This is a genomic window from Streptomyces luteireticuli (genome assembly GCF_041519305.1).
GTDB lineage: Bacteria > Actinomycetota > Actinomycetes > Streptomycetales > Streptomycetaceae > Streptomyces > Streptomyces luteireticuli.
In genome coordinates, this window is record NZ_CP167927.1 from 5,435,736 (window position 1) to 5,455,740 (window position 20,005).

12 protein-coding genes are annotated in these 20,005 nt (G+C 75.7%); 4 read left to right on the forward strand and 8 right to left on the reverse strand.

Annotated elements, in window-relative coordinates:
- Window positions 1-164 precede the first annotated feature (164 nt).
- The 7 genes from AB8735_RS24460 to AB8735_RS24490 form a co-directional block, all read right to left on the reverse strand.
- Window positions 165-1,688 (reverse strand): alpha/beta hydrolase, encoded by a 1,524-nt coding sequence (locus AB8735_RS24460; RefSeq protein ID WP_344020109.1) that lies wholly within the window; start codon window positions 1,686-1,688, stop codon window positions 165-167.
- A gap of 35 nt (window positions 1,689-1,723) precedes the next feature.
- Window positions 1,724-1,996, reverse strand: coding sequence for a hypothetical protein (locus AB8735_RS24465; protein WP_344020107.1), 273 nt, complete (start codon window positions 1,994-1,996; stop codon window positions 1,724-1,726).
- Between the two features lie 115 nt (window positions 1,997-2,111).
- Window positions 2,112-3,683 (reverse strand): alpha/beta hydrolase, encoded by a 1,572-nt coding sequence (locus AB8735_RS24470; protein ID WP_372411906.1) that lies wholly within the window; start codon window positions 3,681-3,683, stop codon window positions 2,112-2,114.
- Between the two features lie 78 nt (window positions 3,684-3,761).
- On the reverse strand, window positions 3,762-5,726 hold the full coding sequence (locus AB8735_RS24475; RefSeq protein WP_372409394.1) for an ABC transporter permease: 1,965 nt from the start codon (window positions 5,724-5,726) through the stop codon (window positions 3,762-3,764).
- The gene (gene modA, locus AB8735_RS24480; protein WP_372409396.1) at window positions 5,723-6,496 is read right to left on the reverse strand and encodes a molybdate ABC transporter substrate-binding protein; all 774 of its coding nucleotides are present in this window, start codon (window positions 6,494-6,496) and stop codon (window positions 5,723-5,725) included. The genes AB8735_RS24475 and modA overlap by 4 nt, the downstream gene beginning before the upstream one ends.
- Entirely contained in the window at window positions 6,496-6,894 is a 399-nt protein-coding gene (locus tag AB8735_RS24485; RefSeq protein WP_344020100.1) for a helix-turn-helix transcriptional regulator, read from the reverse strand. The genes modA and AB8735_RS24485 overlap by 1 nt, the downstream gene beginning before the upstream one ends.
- A gap of 48 nt (window positions 6,895-6,942) precedes the next feature.
- Window positions 6,943-7,818 carry a helix-turn-helix domain-containing protein gene (locus AB8735_RS24490; protein ID WP_372409398.1) on the reverse strand — a complete coding sequence of 292 codons (876 nt, stop codon included), beginning with the start codon at window positions 7,816-7,818 and terminating at the stop codon, window positions 6,943-6,945.
- Between the two features lie 244 nt (window positions 7,819-8,062).
- Here AB8735_RS24490 and AB8735_RS24495 point away from each other — a divergent pair, with 244 nt between their 5' ends.
- Entirely contained in the window at window positions 8,063-9,508 is a 1,446-nt protein-coding gene (locus AB8735_RS24495) for an MFS transporter (protein ID WP_372409399.1), read from the forward strand.
- On the opposite strand, the gene AB8735_RS24500 is transcribed toward AB8735_RS24495, so the two are convergent.
- Entirely contained in the window at window positions 9,505-12,237 is a 2,733-nt protein-coding gene (locus AB8735_RS24500; RefSeq protein ID WP_344020535.1) for a lysylphosphatidylglycerol synthase transmembrane domain-containing protein, read from the reverse strand. The two genes, AB8735_RS24495 and AB8735_RS24500, sit on opposite strands and share 4 nt — an antisense overlap.
- Before the next feature lie 155 nt (window positions 12,238-12,392).
- Here AB8735_RS24500 and AB8735_RS24505 point away from each other — a divergent pair, with 155 nt between their 5' ends.
- The 3 genes from AB8735_RS24505 (at window position 12,393) to AB8735_RS24515 (ending at window position 20,005) form a co-directional block, all read left to right on the forward strand.
- A complete protein-coding gene (locus tag AB8735_RS24505; protein ID WP_344020094.1) occupies window positions 12,393-12,764 on the forward strand; it encodes an MGMT family protein in 372 nt (123 codons plus the stop codon).
- 237 nt (window positions 12,765-13,001) lie between these two features.
- Window positions 13,002-16,199, forward strand: coding sequence for an ATP-dependent helicase (locus AB8735_RS24510; RefSeq protein WP_372411907.1), 3,198 nt, complete (start codon window positions 13,002-13,004; stop codon window positions 16,197-16,199).
- A 44-nt stretch (window positions 16,200-16,243) separates the two neighbouring features.
- Complete coding sequence (locus AB8735_RS24515) at window positions 16,244-20,005, forward strand: ATP-dependent DNA helicase (protein ID WP_372409403.1); 3,762 nt, start codon at window positions 16,244-16,246, stop codon at window positions 20,003-20,005.

The window sequence follows — 20,005 nt, forward strand, 5'->3', positions numbered from 1 at the left end:
GCGACAAACGGGGTCCGGGGCGGAGCCCCGGGAGCAGGGGTGCAGGGGGCGCAGCCCCCGCCGGGGCGCAGGGGCGAAGCCCCGCCCACCGCGGCGAAGCCGCGGTACCGGGCCCGGGGGCTTGCCCCCGGGGGAAACGGTGAAAGGGCGGGGGTGGGGAGAAACTACCCGCAAGTCGCCCCGCGCACCGGCACCCTCCCCTCCAGCAAATAGCCGTCCACCAGCGCCTTCATACACGCATTGCCGCTGTTGTACGCACCGTGCCCCTCCCCCTTGTACGTCACCTCGACCGCCGAGGCGCCCAGCGCCTGCGCCATCCGGTGCGCACCCTCGTAAGGCGTGGCGGGATCACCGGTGTTGCCGACGACCAGGAGCGGCGCGGCGCCCTTCGCGGGGACCGACGACTCGGGGGTCTTCCACTTGCCCTTGACGGGCCAGCCGGTGCACTGGAGCAGGGCCCAGGCCGCCGATTCGCCGAACACCGGTGAGGCGGAGCGGAATTCGGGCAGCAGGGCCTTGATCTCGTCCGGTGAGTAGCGCTGCTCCGCGTCCGCGCAGCTGACGGCGCGGTTGGCGGCCTGGAGGTTGCTGTAGTGGCCCTCGGGGTCGCGGCCCGCGAGGGAGTCGGACAGGAGCAGCAGGATGGTGCCCTTGTTCTTGGTCGTGGCCTCGCGGAGGCCGGCGGCCAGGTATTTCCAGGTGTCCTTGGAGTAGAGCGCGGCGGCGATGCCGTTCACCGCCTGGTCCTGGGAGAGCGGCCGGCCGATGCCCGTGGGCAGCGGCTTCGCGTCGAGCCGTTCGACCAGCGACGTGATCCCGTCCCGCGTCGGGCAGCCGTCGCCGCAGTCCTTGAGGAAGTCGTCGAGGGCGAGCTGGAAGCCCTTGGCCTGGGAGAGGGAGCCCTGCGCCGGGTCCTGCCGGGGGTCGACGACGGCGTCCAGGACGGCCCGGCCGACGTTCTTCGGGAACAAGTGGGCGTAGACCGCGCCGAGTTCGGTGCCGTAGGAGATGCCGAAGTAGCGGAGCCTGTCGTCGCCGAGGGCGGCCCGCAGCCGGTCCATGTCGCGGGCCGCGTCGAGGGTGTCGACGTGGGCCAGGACCGGGCCCGCGTTCTTCCCGCAGGCCTGGGCGAAGCGGCGGTTGAGGTCCACGGCCGCCGCGATCTCCGCGTCGTCGTCCGGGGTGGCGTCGACGCGGTCGGCCGCGTCCAGCTCCTTGTCGGTCAGACAGCGCACGCCGGCGCTCTCGCCGACGCCGCGCGGGTCGAAGCTCACCAGGTCGTAGCGCTTGCGCAGGTCCGCGTAGCTCTTGGCGAACGAGGGCAGCGTCGCCACGCCGGAGCCGCCCGGGCCGCCGAAGTTGAAGACCAGCGACCCGATGCGGTGCTCCGCGTCCGTGGCCCGGGCGCGGATCAGCGCGAGGCCGATGGTCTTTCCGGCCGGCTGTGCGTAGTCCAGCGGGACGGGCAGGGATCCGCACTCCCAGCCCGCGCCGGGCGCCTTGCCGCCGCCCTGGGCGACCGTGGGGGCGGCGCACGGCTTCCAGTCGATGCGGGAGCCGACGGGGCTCCCGTCCTTGCCGCTGTCGTCGTCGCGCGCGCCGCCCGTACCACTGCCGCAGCCGGCGGTGAGCACGAGCGCGAGCGCGGCGCTTGCGAGGGCGAGGGCCCTCGGCCGAGGTGGACTCATGCACCGACTCTACGGCGGGGGTCGGACACCGTGCGTCACGATCCGGCAGGTATTGCCCGCAATGGCCGTTCGGTGGTGCCGGTGACGTATCCCGTGGGGCCGGGGGAGTGGGTGCCGGACGGGTGCGACGTCGTCGACGGGGGGCCCGGGGCCGGCGGCGCGGGCGTGTCGTCCGGGCCGACCAGCGGGGCCGACTGGGTCTGCCAGAGCGCGACCAGGGCGGCCAGCAGGGCCGTGACGGCCAGGGCGCCGGTGAGTCTGCTGCGCACGGGGCCGCCGGACTCCGGCGGCGACGGCTCGTCGGGCATGACACACCCCCTCCTTACTCGACTCGGCGATCGTAGTGCGGGCCACTGACAGTAGTGCGGGCCACTGACATTCGAGAGAGCGGAATTCGCCGTACGGTGTGATGTGCTGCGGGTGCTATGAGCACACCGTGCCGCGCCCCGGCACAGTACCGTCCAGCAGGTAGGCGTCAACCGCCTTCTTGACACAGGGATTTCCGCTGTCGTACGCGCCGTGGCCCTGTCCCCGGTACGTCATCTCGATCCCGACGCCCTCGCCCAGCGCCTGCGCCATCCTGCGCGCTCCCTCATAAGGGGTGGCGGGATCACCGGTGTTGCCGACGACCAGGACGGGCGCCGACCCCTTGGCGCCGACGTCCGGCCGCTGCCAGGCGCCCTTGACGGGCCAGCCGGTGCACTGGGTGAGGCTCCACGCCATGAAGTCGCCGAACACCGGGGACGCCTTGCGGAACGCGGGCACCTTGTCCGTGATCTCGGCGGCGGTGTAGCGCTGGGCGTAGTCCGCGCAGCTGATGGCGGTCAGGGACGCCTGGAGGGTGCTGTAACGCCCGTCCTGGCCACGGCCGTTCATCGCGTCGCCCAGCGCCATGAGGATCTTCCCGTCGCCGTTCTCCGCGTCCTCCAGGCCCTCGGTGAGGTAGTCCCAGAAGTCCTTGGAGTACAGCGACTGGGCGATGCCCGTGGTGGCCAGCGACTGGGTCAGCATCCGGCCCTCGCCGCCGGGCACGGGGTTCCTGCCGAGCCGGTCCAGCAGGGCGACGATCTGCTGTTCCGTGGGGCAGTTGTCGTGCGTCGCGGTGCACGCCGTCAGGTAGTTGCCCAGCGCGAGTTCGAAGCCGCGGGCCTGGCCGAGGGCGCCCTCCTCCGGGTCGGCGGTGGGGTCCACGACGGCGTCGAAGAGGGCCCGCCCCACCCGGTGGGGGAACAAGTGGGCGTACACGCCGCCCAGTTCGGTGCCGTAGGAGACGCCGAAGTAGTGGAGCCTGTCGTCGCCGAGCGCCTGCCGCATCAGGTCCATGTCCCGTGCCGCGTCGGTCGTCCCCACGTACGGCAGCACCTTGCCGGAGTGCTTCGCGCAGCCCTGCGCGTACTTCTCCACCCGGCCGATCAGGGCCTTCTGCTCGTCGCCGGTGCGCGGGGTCGCGCCGGCCGCGTAGTACGAGTCCAGTTGCTTGTCGTCCAGGCAGGTCACCCCGGAGCTGCGGCCGACGCCGCGCGGGTCGAAGCTCACCAGGTCGTAGCGCTTGCGCAGGTCCCGGTAGTCCTCGGCGAACGCCGGGAGGGTGGCCACGCCGGAGCCGCCCGGGCCGCCGAAGTTGAAGACCAGCGAGCCGATGCGGTGCGCCGGGTCGGTGGCCCTGGCCCGGATCATCGCGATGTCGAGCGTGCCGCGGTCCGGCTTCGCGTAGTCCAGGGGCGCGCGGAGCGTCGCGCACTCCCACTCGTCCCCGGGGGGCCGGGCCGGGGCGCCCTCCGCGGTGCTCGGCGCCGGGCAGGACGACCAGCGCAGCGTGCCGGCCCCGGCGGCCGACGGTTTCGGGGAGGCCGGGGCGCCCTGCGCGGCGACGCCCCCGCCGTCTCCCGTGCAGCCCACGACCGCGAGCAGCCCGGCGGCGAACAGGCACCCGGCCCGTACGGATCTGGACACCGCGGCTCCTGGGGGTTCGGAGGAGGGGAGGGACGCCTTCATCGTCCGGGCGGGGGAGCGGGGTGCGCGCGCAGTGCGGGGCGTACGGGTGGACGTGGGGCCCATGGGCCGCGGGGTGCGTCAAATGCCGTCGGAGGGGTACGGGGCGCCGCCCGTCGGGACGAGCGTGACCTCCTTCGGCGGGACGCTCACCCACACCGGGACGCCCTCCGCCAGGCCGAGTCCGGCCGCCTCGGCGGGGGTCAGCTCGGCCACGGCCTCCGGTCCGCCGCCGGCCACCCGCACCCGCAGCCGGCCGCCCTGCGCGGTGATCTCGCGGACGGTGCCGGGCCAGGCGTTGGCCGCGGCGCCGTCGGGGCGGGCGGTGTGCAGGGCCACCGCCTCCGGGCCGGCGACGGCCAGCGCCGCCTCCGTCCCCTCCGGCAGCCGGTCCGCGCCGTCGAGCCGCGCGCCGCCGTCGAGCAGCAGGGCGCCCTCCGCGACCGGTGTGCCCGGCCAGGCGTTGCGTCCGAGCATCCGCGCGACCCACGGCGAGCGGGGGCGCCCGGCCAGTTCCGCGGGCGCTGCGTACTGCACGGCCGCGCCGTCCTCCAGGACTAGCACCCGGTCGGCCAGGGAGACGGCCTCCACCGGGTCGTGGGTCACCAGCAGGCACACCCCCCGGAAGCCGGCGAGCCGGCGGCGCAGGGCCTGCCGCACCGACGCCTTCGTGGACTGGTCGAGCGCCGCCAACGGCTCGTCCAGCAGCAGCAGTCGGGGCCGCGCGGCCAGGGCGCGGGCCAGGGCGACGCGCTGCGCCTGCCCGCCGCTGAGCCCGTCCGGCCGGCGCCGGGCCAGGTGCCCCACCCCCAGCTCGTCCAGGTGCGCCCGGGCCGCGCGCAGCGCCTCGGCCCGGGGGACGCCCCGGGCCCGCAGCCCGTACGCGGCGTTGGCCACCGCCGTCAGGTGCGGGAAGAGCGCCCCGTCCTGCGGCACCCAGGCGATCCGCCGCCGGTGCGCGGGGAGTTGGGCGACGTCCCCGTCCCCCAGGGCCAAGGGGTGTGCGGCGGCCCGGGAGGTGAGCCCGAGGAGCGCCCGCAACAGGGTCGTCTTTCCTGCCCCGTTGGGCCCGACGACGGCGACGGTGGTGCCGGCGGGCACGTCGAGGGTGAGGTCGACGGCGCCGGTGACGGTGGTGCGGAGGGGGTGCCCGGCGCCGGTCGCGTCCGGCACGGTCCCCGTGGCGGCGACGAACGGAGGCCCGGAGTCCGCCTCTTCGGCGGGGCCGCGGTGGCCGTCCCGCCGCGCGTCCGCGGCCGTGCGGCCCGCCCCCAGCCACCGCCCCCGCAGCGCCAGCAGGACCGCCGTCGCGATGACGAGCAGCAGCAGGGACACCGCCGTCGCCCCCTCCGGGTCGTCCTGGAGCAGGAGGTAGACCTGGAGCGGGAGGGTCTGGGTGACGCCGGGGAGGTTGCCCGCGAAGGTGATCGTCGCGCCGAACTCGCCCAGCGCCCGCGCCCAGCACAGCGCCGCCCCGGCGAGCAGCCCGGGGGCGACCATCGGGACGGTGATCGTCCGGAAGACGCGCAGGGGGGAGGCGCCCAGCGACAGCGCGGTCTCCTCGTAGCGCGGGTGCAGCCCGGCCAGCGCCCCCTCCAGGCTGATCACCAGGAACGGCATCGCCACGAAGGCGGACGCCACGACCGCGCCCGCCGTCGAGAACGGCAGCGTGACGCCCGTCCAGTCCTCCAGCAGGCCGCCGGTCAGGCCCCGTCGCCCGTACCCCTGGAGCAGTGCCACGCCCGCGACCGTCGGCGGCAGCACCATCGGCAGCATCACCAGGCAGCGCACGAACGCCTTGCCGGGGAAGTCCGTCCGGGCCAGCAGCCAGGCCAGCGGCACGCCGAGGACGAGCGAGACGAGCAGGGCCCAGCCGGAGACGGTGAGGGAGAGCGTCAGCGCCTGGCCGACCTCGGGCGAGGCGATGCGCGCGGGGAGCGTGGACCAGGGGGTGTGCGCGAGCACGCCCGCCAGCGGCAGCAGCAGGAACGTCACCGCGAGAACGGCCGGCAGGGCGAGCGCCAGCGGCGGGCGGACGCGCCTCACGGCCGCTGGAAGCCGGCGGCCGTGAGGAGTCCGCGGGCCTCGTCGCCGCGCAGCCACTTCACGAACCCGTCCGCCTCCGCGGCGTGCCGGGAGCCCTTGAGGGTCGCGGCGGGGTACGCGGCGACGGCGTTCTGCGCGTCCGGCACGGCGACCGTGCCGACCCTGCCCTTGGCCGCCGTGGCGTCCGTGACGTACACCAGCCCGGCGTCGGCCTCGCCGAGGGAGACCTTGCTCAGCACGGCCCGGACATTGGGCTCCTGGGAGACCGGCTTCACGGTGACGTGCTGCCGGTCGAGGATCTGCTTGCCGTAGCGGCCGACGGGCACCTCGGGCGCGGCCAGGACGACCTTCAGATCGCTCTTCGCGAGGTCGGAGAGGCCCTTGAGGTGCTTGGGGTTGCCGGGGGCGGTGGCTATGGTGAGCCGGTTCTTGGCGATGACGGCGGGCTCGCCGGTCTCCTTCGCGAGTGCGTCCATCGTTTTGGTGTCGGCCGTCACCAGTGCGTCGGCGGGCACGCCCTGGCGCACCTGCGCGGCCAGCTCCTGCGAACCGGCGAAGGAGAACTTCACGGCGACGCCCGGGTGTTCCTTCTCGTACGCGGCCTTGGCCTGCTGGAAGACATCGGTGAGGGAGGCGGCGGCGAGCACGGTCAGCGTCGTCGTGTCCTTGCCCTCGTTCGTGGATCCGCCGCCGCCGCAGGCGGTGGCCAGGGGCAGCACCAGCAGCGCGGCGAGGGCGGCGGGACGGACGGACGTGCGACGGCGGCGCATCAGCTCTCCAGGTCGATATGGACGTTGGTGGCCTTCACCCGGGCCACGGCCTCCCGGCCGACGGCCAGCCCGAGCTCCTCCACGGCCTCCCGCGTCAGCAGCGAGACCAGGCGGTGCGGTCCGGCCTGCACCTCCACCTGGGCCACGACGTCGCCGAGCTTCACGGCGGTGATGATCCCGGGGAAGGCGTTGCGGGCGCTGGTGCGGGGCTCGTCCCCGTCCTCGCCCGCCTCGGAGGCGAGCGCGACGGAGAAGGCCGCCAGATCGGTGCCGTCGATCAGCCGCTTGCCCTGCTCGTCCCGGGCGGTGGGGATCCGTCCGGCATCCGCCCAGCGGCGGACGGTGTCGGGGCTGACGCCGAGGAGCCGGGCCGCCCGGCCGATGGTGTAGGACCGCATGCGCGGCACGTTAGGGGGAATGGCCTCGCATGTGCAAGGTGGATCCCTTTATCCGCCTGGTATCTGCCGGGCGCCTGGGATCTGCCGGGCGGCGTCCGGGTCCAGCCGGAGCATCGCCGTCTCGTCGGGGGAGCCCTCCGGCGCCGAGTACACGACGAGCCGCTGGCCGCCCGTCCGGCTCAGCCGCATGACCTCGTAGGTGAGCGTCACGTCGCCGAGCTTGGGATGCGCGAAGGGCTTGGACCCGCCCACCCGCTCCTTCACGTCGTACCGGTCCCACAGCTTCGCGAACTCGGGCGACTTCAGCAGGAGTTCGCCGACCAGGGCGGTCAGCCGGGGCGAGTCGGGATCCAGGCCGCCGACGGCCCGCAGATGGGCCACCGACTTGGCGACGGTCTCCTCCCAGGGCCGGTAGAGGGTCCGGCCCGTCGGATGCAGGAACAGATACCGGGTCATGTTGCGCTGCTCCGGAGGCCAGTCCCACAGGCCGGGCAGCAGGCGCCGGCCCGCCGGGTTGGCGGCCAGCATGTCGCCGTACCGGCTGACCACATAGGCGGGCAGCGGGCGCACCGCCTCCAGGACGCGCAGGACGGACGGGCGCACGGTGGCCTCGTCGGCGGAATCCGGCTCCGCCGGCCGCCCGGAGGCCAGTTCGGCCAGGTCGTAGAGGCGCTCGTGGGCGTCGCCGTGCAGGCGCAGCGCACGGGCGAGGGCGTCGAGCACGGCCGCCGAGGGATTCGTCTCGCGGCCGCGTTCGAGCCGGGTGTAGTAGTCCACGCTCACCCCGGCGAGCGTCGCCAGTTCCTCGCGGCGCAGCCCGGGTGTGCGCCGGATCCCCGCGCCCGCGGGCAGTCCCACGTCCCCGGGGGTGATCAGCGCCCGCCGCGCCCGCAGATATCTGCCCAGCTCAGTGCCGTGTGCCATCCGGTCATTGTGTCCCGCGGCCCGCGCGGCAGGGGGGCTGTGTCAGGGCCAGGAACGGCGCGCCCCGGAAGGATGCGCCCTGCCGCCGCGCCCGGCGGCTCCGCAGACTGAGGACCGCGGGCGGTCCGGCCGCCGCGGACCCAGGGGGCGCACGGCGCCGGGCCGCGGCCGGGGCGGCGGGGCCGGCCGTATCCCAACGCCGTTGCGGCCCGCCGCAGTTGGTCGTCCCCGAGAAGGAGTGCCCATGTCGTCGGACGAGTCCGGCATACCGTCGTCCGTCACCGCCCCGCGCCCGACACCGGTTTCCGCGCCGCCCGCGGGCCGCCCCGGGACGGCGTCCCCCTCCGCCGCGCTGATCGTCTCCCTGCTCGGCTTCACCGTCATCACCATCGACGTCTCCGCCGTCAACATCGCGCTGCCCGCGATCCGTTCCTCCCTGCACGGCGGAATGGCCGGGCTCCAGTGGGTCGTCGACGCCTACACGCTGATGTTCGCGGCGCTGATGCTCTCCGCGGGGGCGCTCGCCGACCGCGCGGGCGCCCGGCGCGCCTACACCGTGGGCGTGGCGCTGTTCACCCTCGCCTCCCTCGGCTGCGCCCTCGCGCCGGGGATCGGCTGGCTGGTCGGGGCGCGCATCGCCCAGGGCGGGGCCGCCTCCGTGGTGATGCCCGCCTCGCTGGCGCTGATCCGGCAGGCGTACGAGGACCCGGCCCGCCGGGCGCGCGCCATCGCGCTGTGGACGGTGGGCGGTTCGATCGCCCTCGCCGCCGGTCCGGTGCTGGGCGGGCTGCTCACCGAGACGGCCGGGTGGCGGGCCGTCTTCCTGCTCAACCTCCCCGTCGGCGCCGTGGTCCTGGTGCTGCTGACGCGCACCGCGCCCTCCCCGCGCCGGCCCCGGCCGCTCGACCCGGCGGGGCAGGTCACCGCCGTCCTCGCGCTGGCCGGTCTCACCTTCGCGGTCATCGAGGGCGGGCACGCGGGCTGGTCCTCGCCCGCGGTGCCCGGGGCGCTGGCCGTGGCGGCCGCCGCGGGCCTCGGGTTCGTCGTGGCCGAGCGGCGCCATCCCGCGCCCATGGCCCCGCTCGGCATGTTCCGGCAGCGCGGCGTCTCCCTCCCGCTGGTGATCGGCTTCGCCGCGAACGCCGGCTTCTACGGCGTGGTGTTCCTGCTGGGCCTCTACTACCAGCAGCTGCGCGGGATGTCGGGGACGGCGGCGGGGCTGATGTTCGTCCCCCTGGCCGCGGTGATCACCGCGTCGAACCTGCTGTCCCCGCGCCTGGCCGAACGGCTGGGCCGCCGCCCGGTGATCCTGGTGGGAGAGGTGGTGCTGGCCGCGGCGATGTTCGCGCTGCTGCCGCTGGACGGGGGCACTCCGCTGTGGGAGGTGGCGCTGCTGCTCGTCCCCATGGGGGTGGGCGGCGCGCTGGCCATGCCCGCGCTCACCGCGCTGCTGATGGACGCCGTCCCCGCGCACCAGGCCGGTACGGCCTCGGGGCTGTTCAACGCCGTGCGCCAGACCGGCGGGGCGCTGTCCGTCGCGGTGTTCGGCGCGCTGGTGGCGGACGGCGGCGAGGGGTTCGCGCTGCCGGGCCTGCGCACCAGCCTCCTCGTGGCGGGGAGCGCGCTGTGCGCGACGACGCTGCTGACGGCGTGGGCGTTCGCCCGCGAACGGCGGCCCGCCGCGGGCTAGATGGCCCCCTTCCGCGTCAGCTGGTTGAAGCAGAGCCAGCCCGGCAGCACCGGCAGCCAGAACGTCAGCAGGCGGTACAGCAGCACCGCCGGCGTCGCGATGTCCGCCGGGAGGCCCGCCAGGGTCAGCGCGCCGATGAGCACGCCCTCGACCGCGCCCACGCCGCCCGGTGTCGGCGCGGCCGAGCCCAGCGCATTGCCCGCGAGGAAGATCACCGCGACGCTGGCGTAGCTCATGTCCCCGCCGAAGGCCCGGATCGAGGTGTCGAGGCACATCACGAACGCGGCGGTCAGCAGCAGCATGCCGCCGATGCCGTTGACCAGCTTCCGCGGCCGCTGGAGGAGGTCCAGCATGCGCGGCACCACCCCCGCGAACAGCGACCGCACCCGCGTCGAGACGAACTTGCGCAGGAACGGGATCGCGGTCACCACCAGCACCAGCACGGCCGCCGTCAGCAGCCCGCCGATGATCGTGCGGGAGGGCGGCAGCGGGGACGAGGTCCGCTCGGTCCCGGTGATGTAGCCGAAGGTGAGCAGCAGCATGATGTGGGCGGCCAGGCCGATGAGTTCGGAGGCGCCGACGCTGGCCACCGCGAGCCCGGGCCGGATGCCGGCCCGCTGCAGGAAGCGGGAGTTCAGCGCCACGCCGCCGACCGCGGCCGGGGCGACCAGCTTGACGAAGGACCCCGCGACCTGGGCCATCACCGTCCGCAGGAAGGGCACCTTCTCCGGGACGAAGCCCAGCAGCCGCATGGCCGCGGCGAAGTAGCTCAGCGCGGAGAACGCGGCGGCGGCCGCGACCCAGCCCCAGTTGGCCTGCTCGACGATGTCGCCGAACCGGACGTGCGAGAGCTGCGAGAGCAGGAAGTACGCGGCGATCGCGCCCGCGATCGAGCTGATCAGCGTGCGCGGCCGGATGCGCTCCAGCCGGACGGGCTCTATCGGCGCCTGCGGCCGGATCAGCAGGACCTGACGGCGGATCTGGGCGAGCAGGTCCTCCTCGCGGGCCTCCTCGGCCGCCTCGTCCAGGGCCTGCTTCTCCGCCTTCTTCTCGGCCCGCTTCTCCGCCTTCTCGGCCTTGAGCGCCTTGCGGTCGGCGGCCTCCCCCGAGCCCCGTTCCGCGCGCTCGCGGGCCCGTTCCTCCTTGGCGATCCGGGACGCCTCCAGCACCGCGTCCCGCTCGCGGCGGGAGCGCTCGCGGGCGAGCCGGCGCAGGGTGGCCCGGCTCTCCCGGGTCAGGGCGATGGGCTGGAGCAGCGGCAGGCTGTCGGCGACCGCGTCCGGGCCGAGGACGGAGACCGCCGAGGCCACCGCGCGCTCGGCGCCGACCCGCAGGCCGAGGGTGGTGAGCAGCTGGGCGACGTCCATCCGCAGGACGAGGTCGCCGGCCGCGATCTCACCGCCGCGCAGGTCGGTGAGAACGACGTTGCCGGAACGATCCACCAGGAGGGAGTCGCTGTCGAGCCGGCGGTGCGCGATGCGCCGCGACTGCAGGGCCTTCACCTGGCGGAAGGCGCTGGCCAGCAGCTCGTCGGTGAGCTCCTCGTCCGGGATGGTGTCGAGCCGGCGGCCGCCGATGTGCTCGTACACCAGCATCACGGCGTCCGGGCCGAGCTCGGAGGTGGCGATCAGCTTGGGGGCGTTGGCGCCGGCGGCGATGGCCGCGTAGGCGAGCAGCGCCTCCTGTTCGAGGGCCTGGCGCAGCGACTGGAGGCTGCGCCGCTGGGTGACGCCGCGCAGCGCGAGGCGCTGGTAGACCCGGTAGAAGAAGCCCTGGGCCTGCTGCTCGCGGTCGACGACGGTGACGTCGAGCGGGGGGCCGTCCTCCAGGGTGACGACATAGCGCCGGCCCCGGTCGTGCGGCTCGGTGTCGCCGGCCGCGTCCTCGGTGCGGAGCGCGGTCACCGGCCGGAAGCCGACGCGGCGCAGTCCGTGCAGCAGGTGCTGGCCGGTCGGGCGGACGTTGGGGGAGCCGACGGCGTAGAGCGTGCCGTAGGCGACGGTCCAGCCGATGAGGACGGTGATGACGATCGAGAACGGCGTCGAGTAGCCGTTGACCACCACCGCGAAGGCGTCCAGCAGCAGCACCGCCCACATCGCGACCCGCCAGCGCGGGCGCCGGGACATGCCGACGGCCGTCATATAGGCGATCACGGGGGCGAGATAGCCGTGCACCGGGTCGGTCACCCCGGTGGGGGTGGTCCGGGTGAGCGCGTCCCGGATGGTCTCGGGGGCCGCCTCGGCGACCCAGAGGGCGGCGCCCAGGGAGACGCCGTGCGCGAGGACGGCGGCCAGGACGCCGTCGGCGATGCGCAGTCCGTCCCGTTTGATCAGCCGCTCGACGGCGAAGGCCACCGGCACGATGAAGATCGCGACATTGGCGGTGAGCCCGGCGAGGTTCGCCAGCGTGGCCGGCGCGTGGCCCGCGCTCTCCTTGACGTCCGCCTCCAGCCCCGACGTGGTGGCGTGGGCGAACGCCGCGAGGGCGAGGACGAGGGCGATGCCGACGATCCCCAGCAGCATGCGCACCAGGTCGGCGGGGCGGTGGACGCGGGCCGGGAGCAGCGGCTCGTCGCCGGAGACCTTGTCGATGTGGACCTCGCCGTCCTTCGTCTCGGGGGGCTGTGCTTCGCCCTTCCCGGGCAACGCGTGGGGGGCGCGCGCCTCCTCAGGAGGCCCCGCGCCCTGCTCGTCGTCCGTGTCTTCCTGGTCTTCTCGTTCTCGTATCACCAGAGTCACCGCCCGGAAGATGGTGGCATGGCCCGGCCGGGCAAGGGTGTATCAGGGTGCATTTCGGGGGCGCGGACATCGGATCGTACGCCCTGGGGTCGGGTGCCGCACTCCGGGTGATCCCGGCCGGTCCCGGCCCTCGGACGGCGGGCAGGATGGGCCGGGTGACCGACGAAGCACTGCCCGAGTACGCGGAGCGGGTCCTGGCCGTCGCCGAGACGATCCCGCCGGGCCGCGTGATGACCTACGGCGACGTCGCCGAGTGGCTGGGCGAGGGGGGCCCGCGGCAGGTGGGCCGGGTGATGGCGCTCTACGGGGGCGCCGTGCCGTGGTGGCGCGTCGTCCGCGCGGACGGTGTCCTGCTCCCCGGCCACGAGCGGCGCGCCCTGGAGCGCTACCGGGAGGAGGGGACGCCGCTGCGCTCCGCCGGCCCGGCGGGTCCGTTCCGGATCGCGATGGCGCGGGCGCGCTGGGACGGCGTCCCGGACGGTTCGCGTGGTGCGGACGGTGTGAAACGCGACACCTGATCCACGGTGCACCCGCGCCACCCGAACGGATGAGGTGCTCGAACGCCCGGGGTGACTCCCGGGACGATCTGCGCCCCGCCCGCCTCCTGGCGTAGCGTCGGGGACCGCCCCGCCCGCCCCCGTCACCGACCAGGACCCGTAGCCCACGTGAGATCCCAGCCCCTCTCCGGCCCGTCGCGCCCGGACCGTCCGGAGCACCGGCGGACGCTCCGGGCCGGCACCGGCGCGTACCGCCTGGTGCGCACCCCGCCGGGTCCCGTGGTCCCCGCACGCCTGGACGCGGCGCAGCGCGCGGTGGTTGAGCACGGGCCCGGGCCGTTGCTGGTGCTCGCCGGGCCCGGGACGGGCAAGACCACCACGCTCGTCGAGAGCGTCGCCGAACGGGTGCGGCGGGGCGCCGACCCCGAGCGCGTCCTGGTCCTCACCTTCAGCCGCAAGGCCGCCGTCGAGCTGCGCGACCGCATGGCGGCCCGGCTCGGGGGGGCCCGCGCCCCGCGGGCGACCACCTTCCACTCGTACTGCCACGCCCTGGTCCGCGCGCACCGGGACGCGGACCTGCACGCCGAGCCGCCGCGGCTGCTCTCCGGCCCCGAACAGGACGTCACCGTGCGCGACCTGCTGGCCGGCCAGACCGAGCTGGAGCGCGAGGGGCGCGGGGCGGTGCGCTGGCCGGACGAGCTGCGCGCGTGCCTGACCACGCGCGGGTTCGCGGACGAGGTGCGCGCCGTCCTCGCGCGCAGCCGCGAACTGGGCCTGGGGCCGGACGAGCTGGCCGCCTTCGCCGAGCGCACCGGGCGCGGCGACTGGGGGGCCGCGGCCGCCTTCCTCGCCGAGTACCTCGACGTCCTCGACGCCCGCGGCGTGCTCGACTACGCGGAGCTGGTGCACCGCGCCGTCCTGCTCGCCGAGCGGCCCGAGGTCGGGGCGGACCTGGCCGCGCGCTACGACGCGGTCTTCGTGGACGAGTACCAGGACACCGACGCCGCGCAGGTGCGGCTGCTGAGGGCGCTGGCGGGCGGGGGCCGGACGCTGGTCGCCTTCGGCGACCCCGACCAGTCCATCTACGCCTTCCGCGGCGCCGACGTCGGCGGCATCCTCGACTTCCCGGACGCCTTCCCGCGCCGCGACGGCACACCCGCCCCGGTGCGGGTGCTGACCACCTCGCGCCGCTCCGGCGCCGCGCTGCTGGCCGCCACCCGGCTGCTCACCGCCCGGATGCCGCTCACCCGCCTCCCGGCCGACGCCGTCCGCGCCCACCGCCTGCTGACCGCCGACCGCCCCGGCGGCCGGGTCGAGGCGTACACCTACCCCACCGCCGGGGCCGAGACCGACAACGTCGCCGACGTCCTGCGCCGCGCCCACCTGGAGGACGGCGTCCCCTGGGGCGAGATGGCCGTCCTGGTCCGCGCCGGGTCCCGCTCGCTGCCGGTGCTGCGCCGCGCGCTGACGTCGGCGGGCGTCCCGGTGGAGGTCGACGGCGACGACGTCCCGCTGCGCCACGAACCGGCGGTGGCCCCGCTGCTGACGGCGCTGCGGGTGGTGGCCGGTTCCTCCGCGTCCCTCGCCCCCGAGACCGCCCTCGCCCTGCTCACCTCGCCGCTCGGCGGGATGGACGGCACCGACCTGCGACGGCTCGGCCGCGCCCTGCGCGAGGAGGAACGGAGTGCCGGGCAGGCCGTCCCCCGGCCCTCGGACGTGCTCCTCGCCGAGGCGCTCGCCGCACCCGAGCGCCTGGTCGCGCACGACCCGGCGTACGCCAAGGGCGCCCAGCGCCTGGGCGCGCTGCTGCGCACCGCCCGCGAGCGGCTGGCGGCCGGCGGCACCGCCGAGGAGGCCCTGTGGACGCTGTGGGACGGCACCCCCTGGCCCGAGCGGCTGCGCCGCGCCGCGCACCGCGGCGGGGCGGCCGGGCGCAACGCGGACCGCGACCTGGACGCGGTGTGCGCCCTGTTCGAGACCGCCGCCCGCGCCGAGGAGCGCGTCGGCGGCCGGGACGTGCTCAACTTCCTGGACGAGCTGGAGGCCCAGGACATCGCCGCGGACACCCTCACCCGCCGGCCGGTGCGCCCGGACGCCGTCCGGCTGATGACCGCGCACCGCTCCAAGGGCCTGGAGTGGCGGCTCGTCGTCGTCGCCGGGGTCCAGGAGGGCCTCTGGCCCGACCTGCGCCGCCGCGGCTCGCTCCTGGAGGCGGACCGCATCGGCCGCGACGGCCTCGCCGAACCCCTCCCGCCCGGCGCCCTGCTGGCCGAGGAGCGGCGGCTGTTCTATGTGGCCGCCACCCGGGCCCGGGAGCGGCTGGTCGTCACGGCGGTCAAGGCGGCGGCGGAGGACGGCGACCAGCCGTCCCGCTTCCTCGCCGAGCTCGGCGTCGAGCCGGTGGACGTGACGCAGCGCCCGCGCCGCCCGCTCGCCGTCGCGGCGCTCGTCGCCGAGCTGCGGGCCACCACCGTGGACCCCGCCGCGTCCCCCGCCCTGCGGGCCGCCGCCGCCCGCCGGCTCGCCCGGCTCGCCGCGCTGCGCGACGAGGAGGACCGGCCGCTCGTCCCCGCCGCCGACCCCGACCGCTGGTGGGGCCTGTACGAGCCGACGCACAGCGAGGTGCCGCTGCGCGACCGGGAGCGCCCGGTCGCGCTCTCCGGCTCCGCCCTCGGTCAACTCGCCGACACCTGTTCGCTCCAGTGGTTCCTGGGCCGCGAGGTGCGGGCCGAGGCCCCGGCCGGCCCCGCGCAGGGCTTCGGCAATGTGGTGCACGTCCTCGCCGACGACGTCGCCTCCGGCCGCACCCCCGCCGACCTCGACGTCCTGATGGAGCGGCTCGACACCGTCTGGGACGCGCTCGCCTTCGACGCGCCCTGGAAGTCCCGCCAGGAGAAGGAGAACGCGCGGGCCGCCCTGGAGCGCTTCCTGCGCTGGCACGTCCTGGAGCGCGGCCGCACCGCGGTCGCGAGCGAGCACCCCTTCGACGTCACGCTGAAGGCGGAGCAGTACCTGGTGCGGGTGCGCGGGTCCATGGACCGCGTGGAGCGGGACGACGCGGGCCGGGCGTACGTGGTCGACTTCAAGACCGGCAAGAGCGCCCCGAGCGCCGCCGAGGTCGCCCGCCATCCGCAGCTCGCCGTCTACCAGCTGGCGGTCGGGCAGGGCGCGGTGGACGACCTGTTCGACGGCGGGCGGCCCCGGTCCGGCGGCGCGGAACTCGTCCAGTTGCGGCAGGGCGCGGCCAAGCGGGACGGCGGGGACGCGCTGCCCAAGGTCCAGGCGCAGGAGTCCCTGGAGGACTCCGGCGACGGCTGGGTCGGCGAACTCCTGGCCACCGCGGCCGGCCGCGTCCTGGACGAACGCTTCGCCCCCCGGCCCGGGCAGCACTGCACCCACTGCGCCTTCCGCGCGTCGTGCTCCGCGCGGCCGGAGGGGCGGCAGGTGGTGGAGTGAGCGCGCCCCCGCCCCTGTCAGTGGGTCCCCTTACCGTGAAGGACATGACGCCGCGCCTCACCGACCCCGAGCAGCTCAAGGACCTGCTCGGCATCCCCTTCACCCCCGAGCAGACGGCCTGCATCACCGCCCCGCCCGCCCCCCAGGTCATCGTCGCCGGCGCCGGCTCCGGCAAGACCACGGTGATGGCCGCCCGAGTCGTCTGGCTGGTGGGCACCGGCCAGGTCGCCCCCGAGCGCGTCCTCGGCCTCACCTTCACCAACAAGGCCGCCGGCGAGCTCGCCGAGCGCGTCCGCAAGGCCCTGGCCAAGGCCGGGATCACCGCCGGCGAGGCCACCGACGAGGACGGCCCCGGCGAGCCGCAGATCTCCACCTACCACGCCTTCGCCGGCCGCCTCCTCAAGGAGCACGGTCTGCGCATCGGCCTGGAGCCCACCGCCCGGCTCCTCGCCGACGCCACCCGCTTCCAGCTCGCCGCCCGCGTCCTGCGCTCCTCCCCGGGCCCGCACCCCGCGCTCACCCGCCCCTTCGCCGACCTCGTCGCCGACCTCCTCGCCCTCGACGGCGAGCTCGCCGAGCACCTGGTGGACCCCGCCGCCCTCCGGGCCCAGGACGACGAACTGCTCACCGCCCTCGAAGGCGCCCGGCTCACCAACGCCGACCTGCGCAAGGCCCCCGAGACCGCCCGCGCCCGCCGCGAGCTGACCGGCCTCGTCGAGGCGTACCGCGCGGAGAAGCGCGGCCGCGACCTCCTCGACTTCGGCGACCAGATAGCCCTCTCCGCCGAGCTGGCCCGCACTCGCCCCGAGGTCGGCCGCATCCTGCGCGAGCAGTTCGAGGTCGTCCTCCTCGACGAGTACCAGGACACCTCGGTCGCCCAACGCCTCCTGCTCGCCGGCCTGTTCGGGGAGGGGACGGGCCACGCGGTCACCGCCGTCGGCGACCCCTGCCAGGCCATCTACGGCTGGCGCGGCGCCTCCGTGGCCAACCTCGACGACTTCCCGCGCCACTTCCCGCACGCCGACGGCCGCCCCGCGGCCCGCCACGCCCTCGGCGAGAACCGGCGCAGCGGCGGCCGCCTCCTCCGCCTCGCCAACGGCCTGGCCGCGCCGCTGCGCGAGCGCCACGAGGGCGTCGAGGCGCTGCGTCCCGCGCCCGGCGCCGAGCACGACGGGCTGGTGCGCTGCGCCCTGCTGCCCACCCAGGCCGAGGAGCTGGCCTGGCTCGCCGACTCCCTCGCCCACCTGGTGCGCACCGGCACCCGCCCCGGCGACATCGCCGTCCTGTGCCGCACCGCCGCCGACTTCGCCCGCATCCAGGGCGCGCTCGTCGAGCGGGACGTCCCCGTCGAGGTCGTCGGCCTCTCCGGGCTGCTGCACCTGCCGGAGATCGCCGACCTCGTCGCCGTCTGCGAGGTGCTCCAGGACCCCACGGCCAACGCCGCGCTCGTCCGCCTGCTGACCGGCCCGCGCTGGCGCATCGGCGCGCGCGACCTGGCGCTCCTCGGCCGCCGCGCGCGCACCCTCGTCCCGTACGGCGCCTCGGGGTCGGACCCGGAGCGGCGGCTCGCCGAGGCCGTCGAGGGCCGCGACCCGGCCGAGACGATCTCCCTCGCCGACGCGCTCGACACCTTCCTCACCGCCGGGGACACGCCCGACGACGGCCTGCCCTTCTCCGCCGACGCCCGCGTCCGCTTCGCCCGCCTCGCCACGGAGCTGCGCGAGCTGCGCCGCTGCCTGGCCGATCCGCTGATGGACGTCCTGCACCGCGTCCTCGCCACCACCGGCCTGGACGTCGAACTCTCCGCCTCCCCGCAGGCGCTGGCGGCCCGCCGCCGCGAGACGCTCAGCCAATTCCTCGACCTGGCCGCGGGCTTCGCCGGCCTGGACGGGGACGCCGGGCTCTCCGCGTTCCTGGGGTTCCTGCGCACGGCCGTGCAGTACGAGAAGGGTCTGGACAGCTCGCTGCCCGGCGCGGAGGACACGGTCAAGGTCCTCACCGCACACAAGTCGAAGGGCCTGGAGTGGGACGTCGTCGCCGTCCCAGGACTGGTCGCGCGCACCTTCCCCAGCGAGCAGCCGCGCGAGTCGTGGACGGCCCAGGCCCGGGTCCTGCCGCACGCCCTGCGCGGCGACGCGGACACCCTCCCGGACGTCACGTCCTGGGACGCCAAGGGCATGGCCGCCTTCAAGACGGCCATGAAGGAACACCAGTCCGTCGAGGAACTCCGCCTCGGCTACGTCACCTTCACCCGCCCCCGCTCCCTGCTGCTGGGCTCCGGCCACTGGTGGGGCCCCGAGCAGAAGCGCCCCCGCGGCCCGTCCGCCTTCCTCGACGCCCTGCGCGAGCACTGCGAGGCGGGCCACGGCGAGATCGAGGCCTGGGCGGACGCGCCCGAGGAGGGCACCGGGAACCCGGCCCTGGCGGAGCACGGGACCGACCTCGCCTGGCCCCTCCCCCTGGACGAGGAGTCCCTGTCCCGCCGCCGCGCCGCGGCGGACACGGTCCGCGCCCATCTGGGCCGCGCCCCGGGCATCCGCCCGTCGCCCGAGCCGTCCCACGACCCGGAGTGGCCCCCGCCGCCGGAGGAGGACGCGTACGACGCATACGGGGACGAGCCGTTCGACGCCTCGGACGAAGACCAGGAGGCCCTGGCCGCCCTGACGGACTGGGACGCCTTGCCGGCGACCCGCCCGGAGCCGACCGCACCCACTGCCGACGAACACGTCCCCGACGCTTGCACTGTCGAGGACGTGGTGCCGCAGCGTGCTGCGGCGCCGACGCCCGCAGCCGGCGGCTCGGCCGCCACGACCTCCTCGCGTCCGAGCCGCGACGCTTCGCGGGGTGCAGGGGGCGCAGCTCCCGCCGTCCGCGCGGCGGAGCCGCGCTCGGGTCCGGGGCTTGCACCGGGAAACGGAGAAAGGGCGGGGCTGGGGCAATACCCCTCCGTCCCCCGTCCCGCACCCGCCCCCGACAACGCGCCCCCCCTCACCCCCGAGGAATCCCGCCTCATCACCTCCTGGGACCGCGACCTGGAAGCCCTCGCCGGCGAGCTCCGCCGCGCCCGCGCCACCGTCCGTGACGTCCCCCTCCCGTCGTCGCTGACCGCCACCCAGCTGGTCCGCCTCGCCGCCGACCCCGACGCGTTCGCGGCCGAGCTCGCCCGGCCCATGCCGCGCCCCCCGCGCCCCGCCGCGCGCCGCGGCACCCGCTTCCACGCCTGGCTGGAGTCCCGCTTCGAGGCCTTCGAGGAGCTGCCCCTGCCCGGCTTCGACGACCTCGTCGACCCGGACGATGCCGAGGACGACACCACCGACCCTGGGACCACCGACGACCAGGACCTCGCCGCGCTCAAGGCGGCCTTCGAGCGCACCCCGTACGCCCACCGCACCCCCCACCGCGTGGAGACCCCCTTCCAGATCACCCTCGCCGGCCGCCTGATCCGTGGCCGGATCGACGCGGTCTACCGCACGGACGACACCCCGGGCGAGGAGCGCTACGAGATCGTCGACTGGAAGACGGGCCGCACCGCGGACGCCGCCGACCCCCTCCAGCTGGCGGTCTACCGCCTGGCCTGGGCCGAGCGCCACGGCGTCCCCCTGTCCCGGGTGACCGCCGCGTTCGTCCACGTCCGCGACGGTGCGGTCGTCCGCCCGCCGGACCTGCCGGACCGCGCCGGGCTCGAACGGATCCTGCTCGGGGAAGCCGACGGGGCGGCCGGGGCGGACGGCCCCGACGGGCCCGGCGCGGCCGACGGGACCCCGGACCGGGAAACCCGGTCCCGGTCACCGCACGTGTCCGGATAG